This window comes from Streptomyces sp. NPDC093252 (assembly GCF_040683675.1).
In the GTDB taxonomy this organism is placed as follows: Bacteria; Actinomycetota; Actinomycetes; order Streptomycetales; family Streptomycetaceae; genus Streptomyces.
In genome coordinates, this window is the sequence record NZ_JBFBEM010000024.1 from 36,562 (window position 1) to 53,114 (window position 16,553).

At 75.3% G+C, this 16,553-nt stretch carries 10 protein-coding genes; all 10 read right to left on the reverse strand.

Features of this window, described 5'->3' with window-relative positions; genetic code table 11:
* Window positions 1–5: 5 nt before the first annotated feature.
* Window positions 6–1,862: a vWA domain-containing protein gene (locus AB0O01_RS35095; protein WP_365319973.1), complete on the reverse strand. Its 1,857-nt coding sequence runs from the start codon at window positions 1,860–1,862 to the stop codon at window positions 6–8.
* Window positions 1,859–2,893 carry a hypothetical protein gene (locus tag AB0O01_RS35100; RefSeq protein WP_365319975.1) on the reverse strand — a complete coding sequence of 345 codons (1,035 nt, stop codon included), beginning with the start codon at window positions 2,891–2,893 and terminating at the stop codon, window positions 1,859–1,861. The genes AB0O01_RS35095 and AB0O01_RS35100 overlap by 4 nt, the downstream gene beginning before the upstream one ends.
* Complete coding sequence (locus AB0O01_RS35105) at window positions 2,890–4,392, reverse strand: hypothetical protein (RefSeq protein ID WP_365319977.1); 1,503 nt, start codon at window positions 4,390–4,392, stop codon at window positions 2,890–2,892. Before AB0O01_RS35105 ends, AB0O01_RS35100 begins: the two co-directional genes overlap by 4 nt.
* Window positions 4,389–6,080 carry a hypothetical protein gene (locus AB0O01_RS35110; protein ID WP_365319979.1) on the reverse strand — a complete coding sequence of 564 codons (1,692 nt, stop codon included), beginning with the start codon at window positions 6,078–6,080 and terminating at the stop codon, window positions 4,389–4,391. Before AB0O01_RS35110 ends, AB0O01_RS35105 begins: the two co-directional genes overlap by 4 nt.
* Window positions 6,077–8,395, reverse strand: a complete 2,319-nt coding sequence (locus AB0O01_RS35115) for a hypothetical protein (protein ID WP_365319981.1) — start codon at window positions 8,393–8,395, stop codon at window positions 6,077–6,079. Before AB0O01_RS35115 ends, AB0O01_RS35110 begins: the two co-directional genes overlap by 4 nt.
* The gene (locus tag AB0O01_RS35120) at window positions 8,392–9,501 is read right to left on the reverse strand and encodes a hypothetical protein (protein ID WP_365319982.1); all 1,110 of its coding nucleotides are present in this window, start codon (window positions 9,499–9,501) and stop codon (window positions 8,392–8,394) included. The genes AB0O01_RS35115 and AB0O01_RS35120 overlap by 4 nt, the downstream gene beginning before the upstream one ends.
* Entirely contained in the window at window positions 9,498–11,705 is a 2,208-nt protein-coding gene (locus AB0O01_RS35125; protein ID WP_365319983.1) for a hypothetical protein, read from the reverse strand. The genes AB0O01_RS35120 and AB0O01_RS35125 overlap by 4 nt, the downstream gene beginning before the upstream one ends.
* Window positions 11,706–11,925: 220 nt before the next feature.
* Window positions 11,926–13,644, reverse strand: coding sequence for an AAA family ATPase (locus AB0O01_RS35130; RefSeq protein WP_365319985.1), 1,719 nt, complete (start codon window positions 13,642–13,644; stop codon window positions 11,926–11,928).
* Window positions 13,645–13,904: 260 nt separating this feature from the next.
* Complete coding sequence (locus tag AB0O01_RS35135; RefSeq protein WP_365319987.1) at window positions 13,905–15,500, reverse strand: hypothetical protein; 1,596 nt, start codon at window positions 15,498–15,500, stop codon at window positions 13,905–13,907.
* Complete coding sequence (locus AB0O01_RS35140) at window positions 15,497–16,249, reverse strand: 4Fe-4S single cluster domain-containing protein (protein ID WP_365319989.1); 753 nt, start codon at window positions 16,247–16,249, stop codon at window positions 15,497–15,499. Before AB0O01_RS35140 ends, AB0O01_RS35135 begins: the two co-directional genes overlap by 4 nt.
* Window positions 16,250–16,553: the final 304 nt, after the last annotated feature.

Here is a 16,553-nt window from a genome sequence, read left to right on the forward strand (position 1 = left end):
CCTGGTCATCTCCCTCGTGGGTCGGTACGGGACTCCGCTGCGGTGCGGGGCTCCGCTGCGGTACGCGCGGCCCGGCGGGGCCGGAACACTCCGCCGCGGCTGAGGTAGGCCGTTGTGCCGACACCGTGCAGGCGTCGCGCGGCGCCCCGGCGGGACGGCCAGTGGGTGTGGCTCGGTGCGGTGTCGGAGACGCCCGACGGCCACACCACGACCTTCAGCCGTCCGCCCGATTCGCTCGATTCGCTCGATGGACCTGGTGCACCCGGCTCGCTCCGGGGGCGGCGCCGGGGCCAGGCCGTGGTGATCGTCAACCCGCCGTAGGGGGCGCGGCGCAGGGTCCGGTGGGAGCGGGGGGACCACACCCGCACCCGGTACGGCCGGTGGTCCGGGCCGGTGATCCACAGGGTCGTGGGAACACCCGCCAGCCACAGCAGCAGGAGCAGCGCGAGCAGCGCGGCCACGAGCAGCGGGAGGGCCGTCTGCCGGGTGCTGTCCCGGACCACGGTGAACGCGGTCTGTCCGGCGGCGGGTTCGAAGCGGGCGGCCGGGTCCCGGGCCAGGGACATCTGTTCGGCGTAGGGGCTGCCGGTCGTCCAGGCCAGACGCAGGTCCTCGCGGTATCCGTCGGCGGTGAACGCGTACCAGGGGGTGTCGGCGGCCAGGTCGGCGTCCCTGGTCCAGGGGAGGTGGAAGACGGCGGTCGCGGTCGACGGCCCGTCCGTCCCCCCGCCGTCCTCCGGGTCCAGCTCCACATGGTCCGGGCCGCGTACCGGGGTCAGCGGCGTGCGGTCCGGGTCGCGGGGGTCGGTGAAGGCGAAGTCGTGCAGCCACAGCGGCAGATGACGGGTCCGGGACGTGAAGGTGACCGGCACCCGCAGCAGGTCGCCGTCCGTCACCCGCGCCTCGCCCACCTCGGCCTCGACGGCGGAGCCCTCGCGGGCCCTCCCGGCGTCCTCGGCGAGCGCCGACTCGAACCGCAGGCGCCCCACCTCGTCCGGCAGCCGCCGCAGGAAGCCGGTGGCGTCCTCGGGCCGCACCTCCTGGGTCTCGTCGGCGGAGAACACGCACCCGGTGATCTCGATGGCGTTCGTCGCCGTACAGCCGCCGGAGCCGACGGCGAAGGGGGTGACCGGGTCGGTCGTGCCCCAGGCGAGGACCGCGCTGCGCACCGCCTGGCCGGTGCCGTCGGCGTCCCGGCGGGCGCGGAGCGCGGCGACCCGGTCCACCAGGCCGTCCCAGGCCCGGGCCGCCTCGTCGGTCCGCTCGGTCTGGGCGGCGTCGGTGACGAGGACGACCGTGGCGGGCCGTACCTCGTTGCTGCGCTCCAGTTCGTCCAGCGCCACATCGAGACCGGCGCTGATGTCGGTGTCGCCGCCCGGGGCGGGGAGCCGGGCCAGGGCGGCGTCCGCGTCGCTCACGCGTTGCAGCGGGAGCACCGCCTCGGCGGGGTCGGGGTCGGGGTCGGAACGGGCCGGGTCGGGGTCGGGGATGCGGAAGGAGACGAGGGCGGCACGGTCCTGCGGGCCGAGTGCGGCGAGGAGGGCGCGGACGGCGGCCCGCACCTCGTCCTGCCGGGACGCCATGGAGCCCGAACTGTCCACGACCACCACGTAGTCGCCGCCCTGCTCCAGGCCCATCCGGCGCAGGGCGTCCGCCCAGGGGACCTGCGGTACGGGGTCGGCGGCACGGGCGGCGGACAGGGGGCGGGCGGCGGGCGCCGCGCCCAGGGTCAGGGGCGTCGGGGATGTCGGGGACGTCGAGGTGAGAGTCAGGGCGGCGGCGGTCAGCAGCAGGGCGCGGAGCGCGCGGCGCCGGGTGGAGAGGCGGTGGGGTGGTCGTGGCGGGGTGGTGATGCGTCTCATATCGGCTCCGGGGTGGTCCCGTCCGTCCGCGCGGGCCGGTCCGGGCGGTCGGACCGGTCGGCCAGGCGGAGGACTCGGGTGGCGGTGGCCCGCGCCGCGAGCAGTCGGCGCAGCGCCTCGTCGATGCGGTCGAGTTCCCGCGCGCAGCGGGCGAGGCGGTCGAGGACGTCGGAGGCGTCCGGGTGCGGGTGGGCGGCGGCCACCGCGGTGGCCAGTTCACGGTCCGCGCGGGCGCGCGCCCTGAGGTCCTGGACGGTCCGGTCCACGTCCTCGCGGGTCCGGGTGAACCGTTCCTCGTAGTCCTGGACCTCGTCCTCCAGCGCACGCCGCTGCTTGTGCTTCTCGTTGAGCTGCTCGACCAGGCGGGCGCGGGTCAGCAGCAGATCCGTCGTGTGCTCCACCCGGCTGCGCAGCTCGGGTTCCAGGGCGCTGTTGAGGAGTTCCACGCGGTCGCGCAACTCCTGGGCGGTGGTGCCCAGTTCCTCCAGGGCGGTGCTCTCCTCCTCGGTCTCGCGGGCGTCGGCGGCGTCCAGTGCGGCGAGTTCGGCGCGCAGGGCCGCCACCGTCTCGCGCAGGGCGGGCAGTTGTCCGACGAGCGCCCGGCGGCGTTCCAGGTCGGCGGTCTCGGCGGTGAGGCGTTCGTGTGCGGCGAGCGCCTCCTCTTCCTCGTCCCGGGGCAGCGCGGCGGTGTACTCCGTGCGCAGGGCCGTGAGCCGGGCGTCGAGGGCGAGGTTGGCGGCGAGCCGGGCGTGGAGTTCCTCGCGGTGCCGTTCCACGACCTTGGCCGCGGCCAGCAGCCGGGCGAGGGCGGCGGACAGCGGATCGGCGGGGGCAGCGGGGGCAGCGGGGGGCGATTCGGACGGGGTGGCCGGGTGTGTGGACCCGGCGGGCGACCGCAGGAGTTCCCGTACGGCGGCGTAGGCGGTGTCCCGTTCCCCGGACGCCTCGTCCAGGACGGCCGTCAGCCGCCCCACCGCGTCGGCGACGGCGTCCAGTGCCGTGCGCACGGCGTGGTGGCCGTCGTCGCTCATCGCCCGCCGTCCGGCCGTGCCGGGGACCGCAGGGAGGGGGCCAGCCGGTCCAGCGGGCATTCGACGGTGTGCCCGCTGTCGACGTCGACCAGCAGCAGCACCGGCGACGACGGCTCCGCCGCCCGCCAGCCGACCCGGTAGGTGCCCGGCGGGACGGCCGCCGCCGACGCGTCGACCGGCAGCGGGACGAACGCGGTGGAGTCCGCGCCGCCGATCCACAGCCGCAGCCCGCCCGAGTCGCGGAACTCCACCTGCGCGTCCGTGCCGGACCCGGGTCCCCCGGCGAAGACCGGCGCCCGGTCCCGCGGCAGTTCCGGCAGATGGGCGAGGTACTCGACGAGGGTGTCCCCGGCGCGGCGGTGCACCTGGAGGGCGATGCGGTCGCGGAAGGTGTCCGTGAGGGTGATCCGCCCGGCCGCGGCGAGCGCGGCGCCCGAGGCGGCGGCGTGCAGCCGGGTGGGGTCGTCGTAGCCGAGGGCCGGGGTGTCCGGGCCGTCGCCCACCGGCAGTTCCTCCGGGGCCCGGCCGAGGCCGCGCAGCAGCGCGTCCCGCATGAGGCCGAACCGGGCGCCGACGCCGAGCAGGAGCAGCGGGGCCGCGGCCGTCTCCTCGGGGCGGGCCCGGCGCAGCCGTCCGGCGAGGGCCTCGACCGCGTCGGTGAGGGGGGCCAGGACCTGGTGTCCCGCGGCGGCCTCCAGCCACTCGGAGGAGTAGAGGTAGAAGTCCGGGGGCGGCGGCACGGCATCGCCCGCGCCGTCCCCTCCGTCCATGGCAGCCGTGTCGTTCTCGCCGTCCTTGGCAGCCGTGTCGTTCCCGTCGGCCTCGGCCGCGGCGGCGGCCCGCAGCGCCTCGTCCGCGTACCGGAGCGACCGCGCGCTCACGTCCAGCAGTTCCCGCGCCCGCAGCAGTCGCGCCGCGTGGTCGCCGACGGGCCGCGCGATCCGGGCGAGGTCCCAGAGGGCGTCGGCGGCCGGGCCGCCCACCCAGGCGCGGGCGCGCGGACCGTGCGCGGTGTGCTCGCACAGGACCAGTTCGGTGTGCGAGACCCCCAGATCGGCCACCACGGTCCAGTTCCGGCCGGTGGTGTCGATCACGCCGTCCGCCGCCAGCGCCGCGAGGGCCGCGACCGGGCCGGGGACGAGGTCCACCCGCGCACCGGCCGGGGCGGCCCCGCCGACCAGGTCGCGGAGCGTCGCCAGGTACGGCAGGGTCTCGGTCTCGGCGACGGTCCCGTCCGGCGCGGCGTCCGTGTCCGGGGCGAGGAAGGCGTGCGGGACGGCGACGGCGACGGTCCGCGCGCCCCGCAGATGCGGGCCGAGCAGTTCGCGCAGTGGGGACGCGTCGGGTGTGCCGCGCCGGGGGCCGCCCGGTGCGACGGGGGTGTGCCAGTACCTCTTCGCGGGGGCGTCGCCGCCGAGGCCCGTCACACGGACGGCGCCGAGCCCGATGTCGACGCCCACGTGCGGGTGGTGGGCGGAAGCCGTGAAGCCGTCGGTCATGCCGGGTGGTCCTCCCTGGTGGTGTGTCGTCCCACGGCCCTCGGGCCAGCTCGTCCCACGGCCCTCAGCTCCGCCTCCAGACGCCGTTCGGCGTCCGCGATACGGCGGTCGAGGTCCTCGGGCAGCAGGGCGGTCAGAGCGTCCTGGAGCACCGGTGTGATCGGGCCGTCGCCGACCAGGCGTTCGACCAGCTCGGCCAGCGCCGCCAGCCGGGCCAGATCGCCACGGCTCCGACAGGGCAGCGCCGGGCCGGTGTACGCCGTGACGCCCTGGGGGTCGGGGGGGCGCGGCGGGGCGTGGTGGACGAGGTGCACGAGGTGCCTCAAGGGGTCCTCCCGGGGGTGGGGTTCTTCTGGCCGGGGCGGGGGGTGGGTGTCTTGGGGGTCGGGGTCTTGGGGGTCGGTGCCTTCGGGGGTGGTGCCGTGGGGGGTGGTGCCGGGTGCGGTGGAGGCGGGTGCGGTGGAGGCGGGTGCGGTGGAGGCGGACGTGGTCAGCTCGATGAGGAGGGCGGCCACGGTGGAGACGTCGTAGCGCGCGGGGGGCTCCGCCTCCTCGTCCGTCTCCTCGTCCGGGTCGGCCACCGGGTCATCCCCCGGGATCTCGTCCGGGATCCCGTCCGGGTGCTCATCTGGGATCTCTTCCGGGATCTCTTCCGAGTCCTCCAGCTCCTCCGTCGCCTCTTCGGGCGTCTCCGCCGGGTCGTTTGTCGCCTCCTCCGGCGTCCCACGCTCCGGCGTCCCCTCGTCCTCGTCGCCGTCCCCTCCGTCCGTGCCGTCGTCTTCGGGGTGGCTCCGGGCGCCGTCCGGCGGGTCGTGGTCCTCCGGTGCCGGGCCCCACGCCTGCGCGGTGGAGGGTTTGGCGGGCGCGTCGGAGTCCGGGGTGGCGGGGGCTGCCGGAGTGCTGCCCGGCGGCGGATCGCCGGGGATGCCGAGCGGGGCGAGGGCCAGCGGTTCGAGCGTGGGGCGGGCCGGCGGTTCGAGCGTGTCCAGGGCGGCCAGGAGGTCGTCCGGGCAGGTGCGGGCGTCCAGCGGGGCGGTCTGCCGCCCGAGGTGGGCGTAGACGGCGGCGAGCCGCCCCGGGTCCGGCTCGGCCGGGTACGGGGCGGCGGGTGCGGCGCCGTCGAGGAAGGCCCGGAGCCGGTCGCCGTACGCGGCGCGGACGCGGGCCGTCGCCGAGACCGTGGCGGTGGTCGGACGCCACGTCAGCGTGCCGTAGGTCGGGACGGCGTTGACGATCAGGTGGGCACGTACGCCGTAGGGCAGCCAGGCCAGGATCTGGTCCGCCCTGGCCAGGACGGCACCGATCCCGCTGCGCCCCAGGATGGTGATGGCGTCCGTGCCGAGCAGCTCCGACGCCCGGGTGAGCAGTGTGCGCCGGTCGTCGCGGGTGCGGTCGGCGAGGTACTCCCAGGACGTCAGATGGATGTGCCGGGACCGCTGGCTGCCGCTCGCGCGGGCGGCGTGGAAGAGGTTCTCGTATCCGCACAGTCCGGTCACCGGGGACGGGGTGAGGCTTCCGGCCTCGAAGGTGTAGGCGTACCCGGCGTCGTCGTCGGTGGTCAGGGTCACGGTGACGGCGGTACCGGTGCCGTCCGGCTCGATCAGGCAGCGCCGGATGCCCAGGGTCTCCTCACGGGCCTTTGGGGTGCTCCGCAGGGTGACCAGCAGGTTCTCCTGATCCGATGTCACTTCGCGCCACCCGGCCGCAGCTTGCGCAGCAGGGCACGCACCCTGCCCACGTCCTTCAGTCCGGCCTCGGCCCGCGCGGCGGTGTCCTCGTCGCTGTCGAAGGGGGAGGCGAGCCGGGCGAGCAGGCTCTCCGCGTCGGCCAGCAGTTCCGGGGACACGGTGGCGGCCTCGGCCCGGTCCGGGCTCCGGCCGGTGGCCACCAGGGCGGCGAGCAGCGGGAGGAGGTGGGTGTCGTGGTCGCCCGCCGCCTCCCTCAGGAGGGCGAGGAGATCGCTTCCGTGGGCGGGGCCCGGTGGGCGCAGCAGGCGTGCCACGACCGTGGCGGGGTGGAGCCCGTGGTCGAGCGCCTCGCGCAGCCTCGCCGGTGACGGGGTGTCCGGGCCGGTGCCGGGGGTGAGGAGTTCGAGCAGCAGGGTGGTGCTCACAGTGTGGTGGTGGGCGGCGCGTTCGATCAGCGCGCCGGTCAGCCAGGGGGGCGCCGGGGTGCCCTGACCGCGGATCAGGGTGTCGATGAGGTCGAGGTAGCCGGGGAGCCGGGCGCCGAGCGCGGCGAGGTGGCCCGGGTCGGGCGGGGGGCCGCCGAGGAGCACGGCGCGGGGGGCGAGCAGCCAGGGCGGGGACGGTGTTCCGGACGGGACGGCCGCGTGCAGCAGGGCGCGGGCGTGGCCGGCGGGGGCGTCGGGGGCGAGTGCCCGGCGGAGCAGGGCGAAGGGCACCGGGTCGGGGGCGGCGAAGCGCGCGGCCAGGCGGGACGCTGCTGTCCCGGCCTCCTCCAGAACGGTGAGCAGGGTGAGCCAGGCGTCCAGCCGGGGCCGGTCGCCGGGGTCGAGCCGGTCGAGGAGCCCGCGCAGCAGGTCAGCGGCGGCCCGGTCCCCGTCCGGCCGGGGGGCCTGCCGGGTCTGGGCGAGATGGTGGCGGGCGGTGGACCGGCCCTCCGGGGTCACGGCGACGAGGTGCAGACCGTCGGCGAGGCGCTCGGTGTGGTCCGTCGTCGGGGGCAGGTCGAGGGTCCGGAGACGGCGGGCGAGGGCGTCGTACGCGGGACCGGGTGTGGGAGTGGCAGGGGGGCCGGGCGGGGGGCCGGGCGCAAGAGTGGCCGCAGTACCGGCCGCAGTACCGGCTGGGGGACCGGCCGGGTGGTCGGTCAGTAGCAGGTCCCAGGCTTCGGCGCGCACCTCCACGGGGATGTCGGCGAGCGCGGGTGCCGCGTCGAGGTAGGCGTGCAGCCGGTGGACGGTGCGGCGCGCGGCGCGGAGTTCGGTGATCAGGTCGGTGAGGTTCGGGACGGCGTGGGCGGCGGCCCGCAGCACCGACTCCGGGCTGTCCAGGGAGCAGTTCTCGGTGCCGTGCACGAGCGCCGAGGCGAGGCTGCCGAGGACGGCCCCGGTGGCCGCCGCACCGCCCCCGGGCCGGTCGCCGGACCGACCGCCGGGCCAGTTGCCGGACCGGTCGCCGAGCCGATCGCCGAGCCGATCGCCGGACCGGTCACCGAGCCCGTCGCCGAGCCGCTCGGTGAGCCAGTGGTGGTAGCGGACGGCGGCCGGGGGCAGCGGGGCGCGCGGGCCGTGCCAGGGGAGTTCGTAGGCGTCGGCGGGGGCCGGGTCGCCGAAGAAGAGGCGCAGGCCGTGCCGTCCGTTCCCGGCGGCGAAGGTCGCCGCGGAGAGTTCGAAGCGCAGCCGGTACGGCAGGAGCGCGCACAGGGCGTCCAGGGTGCGCAGCCGTTCGGCGGGACCGATGCCCTGGGCGCCCGTGACGGCGACCCGCCCGGCGAGCAGGGCGGCGGCCCCGGCGATGAGCCACTCGACGTCCCGGGGGCGGGCCGGGGGCCGTTCGGCCGTGGCGTCGAGGTCGAGGTAGGCCCAGGCGTCCTCGGTGTCGGGCATGGCGGTGACGGCGCGGTCCATGGCGTCGGCCAGGTCGTGGAAGCCGCAGGCACCCGGGCCCGCGGAGCCGGGGCGCAGCCGGTGGCTCTCCAGGCTGAAGAAGCGGAAGGTCTCGCTGGGGCGGCCGACGGCGTCCGGGGTGGTGGTGCGGTCGGTGCGCCCGCAGTTGACGGTGGGCTGCCCGGAGAGGGTCCTCGGGCCGGGCCAGTACACGTAGTAGGGGCGTTCCACCGGTACGGCGTCCACGGAGACCTCGGGGACGTACCCGGCGAGCAGTTGGGCGAAGTAGGCGTACTGGCCGTGCCGGGCGCGGTGGACCCCGTAGTTCTGCCGGTCGCGGGGGTCCTTGCCGAACACGGCCCAGGCGGCGGCGACCCTGCGCCGCTCCCCGGCCCTCTCCCCGGCCCTCTGCCCGGCCCCGGAGGCGCTCACGGGCGGCGCCCGCCGGTCCGGCCCCGGGCGGAGAGGACGGCGGTGCACAGGTCCATCACCGGCTCCAGGACGTTGACGGGCCTGACCTCGGACTGGACGAGGTAGCGGCTGCCGCCGCTGGAGCGGGCGAGCGGATGGTCGACGCGGTCCCCGTACGCCGTCTGACCGTCCTGGAGGTGGAAGCCGAGCGCGGAGGTGGCGTAGTAGCGGATGTTGCCGGGCCGGAAGCGGTTCTCCAGGGCGGTGCGCACGAAGTCGGTGGCGTGGCTGCGGGCGTAGGTGGCGCACAGCAGGTTGAAGTAGGCGCGGGCGTTGTCCTCGGTGATGTAGGGGCGGCGTTCCGGGGTGTCCTCGCGCTCCACGAACCCCCCTCGCTGGGCGGGCCCGAACACGTCCCGGTCGTCGAACTTGCTGATGCAGACGGCGATGTGCTGGGGCAGATACGACAGCCCGCCGTTCCCGGCGCGGACGGTGCGGGCGACGTCGTCGAGCATCTCGCGGAAGACGGCGTTGGCCCGCTGGAGGGTGTCGTCCTGCTCCAGCAGCGGGCAGTAGAGGTAGACGAAGGCGTCGGCCTCGGCGAGCAGCGAGACGACCTGGGCCCGCCGGGGGTGGTCGCGCTTGACGAACACCTCGCCCGGCAGGTCCTGGAGCTGGAGTTCGAAGGCGGCGGTGCTGTCCGGGCGGGGCGCGGGGCGCAGCCGGGCGGGTATGCCCGGGAAGTGGCGTGCCGTGTTGGTGGCCTTCCGTCTGACCTGCCAGCGGGTCAGGGGTGGCGGGTTGATGGTCGGGGCGTTCAGGTCACCGCCCAGCGAGAGCCGGTCGATGACGTTGTTGATCGCCGCCTGGACGGCGGGGTCGTCGGTCTGGATCGTCCATTCGGCCCGCCCCTGCCAGGGCCGCATGGCGCCGAGGAGGACGCTCTCCATGAAGGTGGTCTTGCCCGCGTTGGTGGGGGCCCACAGGGCGACCCTGACACCGGGGTCGGCCGGCCAGGCGAGGGTGTCCGTGCCCGCCGGTCCGGCCGGGGCCCCGGGCCCGGTGTCGTACGAGATGTCCGGGCCCTCGGGCTCCGGGTACGGCGGGGGCTCGTGGGGTGTCGTCATCGCGCTGTGCTCCCGTTCGTGGAGGCAGGGGGAACCGGAGGAACCGGAGGAACCGGGTGGGCAGGAGGGGCCAGAGGGGACAGGGGGGCCAAGGGGGCCAGGGGGAAGGGGACGGGGTGGGCGAGGGCGGGCGGCGGGGCGACCCGGTTGGCGACGTCGTCCAGGCAGCGGGTGTCCAGCACCGCGTAGGGCCCGGCGGGCGCCTCGGCCCCGGGGCCGGTGTCCTGTGCCCCGGAGGCGGCGGACCCCTCACCGGACCCCTCACCGGAACCGGCGGTGGAGCCGACCCCGGACCCGACCCCGGACCCGGACCCGGCACCTGCGGTGGCACCGGAACCGGAACCTGCGGCGGCATAGGAGTCGGCCTCCGTATAGGGGTCGACGGCGGGATGCGCGGGCAGCTCCACCACGTCCCACCCGTCCTCGGCGATCTGCCGCCAGGTCTCCTTGGCGGCCCTGAGCGCCCGCCGCTCGTCGAAGTCGTCCCACTCGTGCTCCTGCTCGACGACCAGCAGGGTGCGGGTCAGCCAGCGGGGACCCCCGGTGGCGCGGAGCACCGCCCGCCAGTCGAGTCCGGCGGGGCAGGGCCGGGCGAAACCGCCCCAGCGCAGATCGGGCGGGTCGCTGAACGGGGGCCGGCTCGCCACGACGAACAGGGCCTCCTCGCCGTCCCGGGTGAGGGGCCGCTCGGGGAGCCGGGCCAGGGAGTCCTCCAGCGCGGAGGCGTACGGGTAGTGGACCTGCGTGGTGACCTTCCGGAGCTGGGCGAGCTGTTCGAAGGTGGTGGCGAGCGGCTTGGGCGGCTCGTCGGGGACGTGGTACGGCGGACCGCCGGGGTCGGCGGTGCCCAGTCTGGCGAACTCGTGGTCCCAGTAGGGACGGACGCTCACCCGCAGGATGTCGTCGGGCCGCGCCCGGCGGGCGGCTTCGAGGACCCAGCGCGCGCTGTCCACCCGTACGGTGTTGTGGGCGCCGCCGACCTCGATCAGCAGCACGATGTGCAGGGAGTGTCCGGCGTGGGCGCGGTCCACTCGGTCCAGGAGCTGCGCCCAGGTCAGTGCGGAACGGGTGTGCGCCGCACGGCCGTCGACGGTGAGGCGCAGTCCGCCGTCCGGTTCCAGGACCACATCGATGTCGACGGGCTCGCCGGGCGGGACCTCGATGTCCACGGCCGTCAGCACCTGCCAGGTCTCGCGCGGCCGGTCGGTCAGGTCGACCACGGCGAGGGTGAGGGGGACCCGGGTCGCGCCGGGCGGTCCCTCCGGGGCGCGCGCGGTGACCCGCTCGGCGTGCCCCGGGCGGGCGCCGGGCCCCGCGAACAGCGGTACGGGCTCGATGACGTAGAGGTCGGTGAGGGGGTCGTGCCGGGTGAGGACCAGCGCGGGCGACACGGCGGGCGGGACGGAGGCCAGCAGTTCGGTCACGGTGTCCTCCGCGTCGGCGGGGGCCTCGGCACGCCGGGTGGGGCCCGTCGGGTTCAGCGCGCGCAGCTTGTCGATGAGGGTCTCGGCGTAGGGCCAGCCGGGGAGGTGGGAGACGACGACGAGGTCGCCGGTGCGGTCGGTGAGTCCGGGCAGGGCGGCCGTCGCCGTGTCGTCCAGGTGGGGTGCGGGTCCGGTGCCGTCGTCGAGGGGGCCGCCGGCCAGGACGTAGGCGGCGCGGGCGGGTTCGGAGGGCAGAGCGGGCAGCAGGGTGGCCCAGTCGAGGGTGCGGGTGTCCGGGGCGCGCAGCCGTCCCCGCGCCGCGGTGACGGGGGTGAGGTGCAGGCCGTCCGCGTCGAGTACGGCCAGCGTGGCGTGCGGGCGCTCCCCTTCGGCGACGGCCCGCAGCGCGGGCACCGGGTCGTCGCCGGACGGGGCGACGGCGGTCTCCGCGACGGCGGTGTGCCGCTCGGCCGGATCGACGGGCGGTCCGCCGGGCCCGGCGGCCAGCTCCATCAGCCGGGGGCCCCAGGCGGTGCGCGCGCCCTCGGGCAGCCCGGCCAGCGCCCGTACGGCCGCGCGCAGCCGGTGGGCCCGCCGGTCCCGTTCCAGGGCGGTCCGCAGCTCCTCCCGCGCGGCGGCGGTGACCGGTCCCGCGACCAGGGGGCCGGTGGCGGTCCAGCCGCAGTGGTCACCGTGGGACGCGGCTCCGCAGACGGGGCAGCGCACGGCGGGTCCACCGGCCGGGGCGGCGCCCGCGAGAGGGGGCGGCTGGGTGCTCATCGGTCCTCCGGGGGAGACGGCGCACCGGCAACCGGACGACGACCGGCCATCCGGCCGGTGGGTGACGGAGTGCGTGTCGGGGTTGTGGGGCCGGGTGGTGGCGGGGGCGGTGGGCCCGGTCGCGGAGGCGGGAGGCCGGGTGGCGGCGGGGGCGGTGGGCCCGGTCGCGGAGGCGAGGGCGCGGCGCCGGGCGTGAGCGTTCTCGCTCTGGGTGTCGCGGTCATGGTTCCAGGTACTCCGGTGGGATGTCCTCGTCGGTCAGACGGGTGCCGACATCGCGTTCGGTGCCGTGCTCCCGGGCCTCGCGGGCGACGCGTCCGCTCCAGCGGCTGTGGAGGGCACCGGCGATGTTCTCCATCTCGCCCGCGTTGCCGAAGCGGCGGGGGTCGCGGGTCTCGTGGACGCGGGTCACGACCTGGAGCAGCCGGTCGCCGAAGAGGGCGGGAACGTCGTGTCCGTGACCGGCGAGGCGTTTCATGAGGATGCGGTGGAGCTGGGGCGCGGAGTAGTCGGCGAACGTCAGATCGTTCTCCTTGGAGAAGCGGCGGCGCAGACCCTCGTTGGCGGCGAGGAAGGTGTCCATCTCCCGGCCGTATCCGGCCACGATCACCACGAGCCGGTCGTGGTCGTCGGACAGCCTCGGCACCAGGGTGTCCACCGCCTCCTGGCCGAACCCCCCGGCCTCGCTCCGGGTGAGCGCGTACGCCTCGTCGATGAACAGCACCCCGTCCAGGGCCCGGTTGACGATGTCGTTGGTCAGCTTGCGGGTGTGTCCCACGTACTGGCCGACGAGTCGGCCCGGACTGCCCTCGACCAGATGGCCGCTCTCCAGCAGGCCGATCTCCTGGAGGTGCCGGGCGAGCAGCCGGGCCACGGTGGTCTTGCCGGTGCCGGGATTGCCGCGGAAGACCAGGTGGTGGGGCGGTTCCTCGGTGGGTCTGCCCTCGGCGCGCAGTTGCCGGTTGGTGAGCATGGTGGCGGTGAAACGGTGGATGAACTCCTTCACCCCGTCCAGCCCGATCAGGTCGTCGAGTTGCTCCAGCGCCGGGCGGTCGTCGGAGACGCCGTACAGGTCGTCCAGCAGCGCCGCGTCCAGACGGCCCTCCCGGGAGAGCCGTTCCACCCACGCGGCGGCCTTGGTGCGCTGGGCGGCCATCCGGTTGACCAGCGCGTCGACCTCCGACCAGTGCGGTACGGCCACCCCACGGCCGAGCTGGACGTACTTCACCAGGCGCCGCAGTTCGGCCCGGCCCGGCGGTCCGATGGAGTGCACGACGCTCTCCGTGTCGGGGCCGTCGTCCTGGCCGCGCCGGTCGATGTAGTCGGCGAGGACGGCCGGGCCGCCGCGGTGCCGCACGGCGTCGACCACCTCGTCCCGCGAGTTGGCGGAGAAGACCAGCACGCACAGGTTGCGGCCCGCCCCGCCGCTGAGCCATTCGCCGATGCTGCCGGCCAGGTCCCGCGCCGCGGCGTGGTGGGCGAGCAGATCCTCGACGAGTTCGAAGACCACGGCGGTACGGACATCGGTGCGGTGCATGTAGCTGTTCAGGGTCTGCACGGCCGCCGCGTCGGTCATGGTGTGCCGGGGCGGTGTCCCGGCGGCGCTGTCGGCCGGGGTCGTGGCGCCCGGGACGGTGTCGCCGCCGGACCTGCGGCGCCGTCGGCTGCCCAGCGGCCCGGTGGTGGGCGGCGGGGCGGCGGGGGCGGCGCCCGGCGGCGGGATGTCCAGCGACTGCCGGTCGAGGAAGTACACCGGTTCCCTGGTGCTGGAGAACACCACCCGCTCGAACCCGGCCCGCTTGAGCAGCAGGAGCAGCGCCTCGCGCAGACTGCGGTACTGGTAGTCGCCGGTGACGAAGTGGTCGTCGGTGCCGTCCCCGTGGAGGACGAGGAGGGGGTGACCGGAGCGCAGGGGCAACGCCGCTTCCAGCCGCTCCACGACGACGACCGGGACCGACGCGGACGATACGGACGACGCCGATGACGCGGACGTGGACGACGCGGACGCGGACGTGGATGACGCCGAGCCTGAGGGCGCTGACGAGGCCGACACGGCCGACACGGCCGACACGGCCGACACGGCCGACGCGGACGCGGCCGACCCCGAGTCGGACGGCGCCGACGCGGAAGGCACCGACCGCGCCTCCCCGGCCCCCCTCCCCTCCCCCTCCCCCTTCCCGGGGCCGGGCACGGGGAACGTCATCGACCACCGTCCGCGGACGCGGCCTCCGCACCGGCCGGAGGGTTCAGCCGCAGCGGCTGCCGCGCCCCCGACGCCGTGCCCGGACCGGCGGCGGTACGGGTGAGGTCGGCGCGGGCGGGCGCGGGCTGCCCCGTCCGCTGGACGGGACCGGTCGTGATCCCCTCCGACTCCAGCTCCCGCAGCAGCGCCCCGATCCGCTCCACGCGGGACTGCTCGGCGCCGTCCGGGTCGTTGAAGGTCTCCAGGTCCAGTGCGGGCGGCGCGTCCGGCCGGGTGGCGGCGACGGTCACGACGATCTCGCTGCCGTCCTCGTGGGCGACCTTGGCCACGAACCCCTGGCGCTCGTCCTGCCCTTCGTAGGTCGAGCCGACCGGCCGGTAGCCGTTGGAGACGAGGAAGTCGACGGCGGCGTCGGCCACTTCGTAGCGCCGCTGGGAGGCGAGCAGTTCGCGCCCGGCGAGTTCGCAGATGTCCTCCAGGTGGGCCTGGAGCCGGGGCAGTTCCCCGGTGATGCCGCGCAGTTCGGAGACGCCGGGGACCGGGTCGGCGTGGGCGGCCCCGGTCACCCGGGCCAGCAGCGCGCGCACCTCGTCCTCCAGCACCCGCAGACTGCCGTGGCTCCACAGATCCACATCCACATCCACATCGTCGTCGGACTCCTCGCCGGTCGCGCCCTCGACGGGCACGGTTCTCACCCGGTTGCCCTCCAGACTGGCCAGGAAGTGGCCCAGGGCGTGCTCGGCGCTGTCCCGGGCCCGCCGCCACTCGCCGTCCCGGAGTTCCAGCAGGACGCGCAGTTCATGGAGCCTGAGCCTGCTCTCGTCGGCGGTGGAGACCGCCGCTTCCACGAAGCCCGCCTCCAACTGGGCGCGGGCCTGGTCGGAACGTGCCTCGTGCTCGGCGAGCTGTCCGGCGGCGAAGCGCTCGTGGGGCAGGAACCGCCGGATGTGGGCGGCGACCCGGTCGGCCTCGGTGAGCGCGCCCCGGGCGTGGGCCTCGGCGCGGCTGCGGTTCTCCCGCATCGAGCCCAGCTCCGCCTTGACCGCCCCGATCTCGCGCCGCCGCTCCTCCGTCTCGGCCGCGATGATCTCCTGCGCCCAGCGGTGTTCGGCCTCGACCAGGGCCCGGGTTTGCGCGCGCGTGTCCGCGAATCCCCGGTCCATACGGGCGGTCAGACCGGACACCTGCCCGTCCATACGGGCCGTCAGCTCGGACACCTGCCCATCCATACGGTCGGTCAGCTCGGACACCTGACCGTCCATACGGGCGACCAGACCGGATTCCTGCCGGGCCATGCGCTCAACGAGTTCGGCCTCCTGCTCGGCCATGCGGCGGGCGTGCTCGGCGAGCCGCCGGGCGGTCTGTTTACCGAGTTCGCTGGTCCGTGCGCCGAGTTGGGAGAGGGAGGAGTCGAATTGCTCCTGCCGGGTCCGGACGGTCTCGAATCCCGTCTCCAGATCGCGCCGGGTGGCGCGCCGTACGTCGTCGAGCAGCGAGGGAATGCTCGCGTTGAGATGGCGCAGTTGTTTGGCGGCCTGCTGGAGGCGCAGCCATTCGTCCTCGTCCACGACCACGCGTTTTCCGTAACTCATGCGCTTTCCTCGGGCTCGGGCCTGCGGGAGGCCGGGGTACGGGTGCTGCCGAGTGCCCTGCGCGGCGGTCCTGCGGAGGTCGGGCCGGGCACCGGGCCGGGTGCCTCGGCGAGCATGGCGCCGGACGGCGCCCGGCCGGGATGGAGCGGCAGTCGCGCCGCGGCCGGCAGATGCGGCGGAGGAACGCCGATGACATGCAACTCCCCGCCCACAACATCGAGTTGGGCGCGACGCGGCCCCGTGGTCAGGGCCTCGTCCGCGGCGCGCAGCCGCTCCGTGAGGTGATGGACGGTCTGGTTGGAGCTGCCGCGCAGCCCCCGCCCGTCGTCCAGTTGGGCCACGTACTGCCCGTCGATGAGCACGTCGACCAGACCGAGGAGTTCGGGGACTCGGGGATTCGGGGGCCGGGCGCGCAGGGAGGCCAGGGTGTGGCCGGTGAAGCAGATGACGTCCGGTGCCTCGGAGCCATGTACGCCGGCCAGGTCCTGTAACGCGCGCAGCAGCGCGGCGAGGCCGCCGGCCTGGCGCATGGGTTCACCGCCGGACAGGGTCACTCCGGTGACTTCGGGGCCGGTGTACAGGGCCTTTGCCAGGGCGACGGGGTCGAGGAGCCGCGCGGGCCGGTCCGGTATCCACTCCGGGGCCATGCACCCGCGGCAGTCGAAGGGGCAGCCCTGCACCCAGACCGCGGCGCGCAGACCCGGTCCCAGCATGCGGGTGTGCCCCCACGCGGCGATATTCAGCGTCATGGTCATGTCCCCCCGGAACAACCACGCGTCGAGATGCGGCAGAACAATAGTGCGATCGAGTGCAGTCGAGTGCGATCGAGCGAAGTGGAATTACACCGCGAACGACCGGCAAAGGTGAACGACAATCGAGATGTGAATGGAGCCGATGAATCCACTTAACCCAGGAACGAGATCGCAGAGATCATCGAGATCACCAAGATCGCGGAGATCACGGAGATCACGGAGATCACGGAGATCACGGAGATCACGGAGATTCCCGCAGGAAGAGAGCCGGTACGAGGTGCACACACGGCCCCCCGATCAC